The organism is Amycolatopsis kentuckyensis, from assembly GCF_002155975.1.
GTDB classification, from domain to species: domain Bacteria; phylum Actinomycetota; class Actinomycetes; order Mycobacteriales; family Pseudonocardiaceae; genus Amycolatopsis; species Amycolatopsis kentuckyensis.
In genome coordinates this window covers 10,238-10,440 of sequence record NZ_MUMI01000200.1, presented here as the reverse complement: position 1 = coordinate 10,440, position 203 = coordinate 10,238, and the positions used below count along the sequence as shown (strand labels likewise).

Below are 203 nucleotides of genomic sequence, written 5' to 3'. Positions count from 1 at the left end.
CGCCAGCCCCGCCAGCCCCGGGCGACGCTACTTCTTCTTCGCCGCGCGCTTCTTCTTCGGCTCGAACTCCGTCTTGTCCTTCTCCGCCGTCGCCAGCAGTTCCTCCGCGTGCGCCCGGCCGGTCTCGTTGTCCATGCCCGCGAGCATCCGGGCCAGCTCGCTGACCCGCTCGGTCTGGCTCAGGTTCTTCACGCCGCTTCGCG

At 70.0% G+C, this 203-nt stretch carries 1 protein-coding gene; it reads right to left on the bottom strand.

The genetic code is table 11. The annotated features are described in order from the left end of the window. Positions 1-27: 27 nt before the first annotated feature. Complete coding sequence (locus CCN39_RS53025) at positions 28-192, bottom strand: hypothetical protein (protein WP_434781116.1); 165 nt, start codon at positions 190-192, stop codon at positions 28-30. Positions 193-203 lie beyond the last annotated feature (11 nt).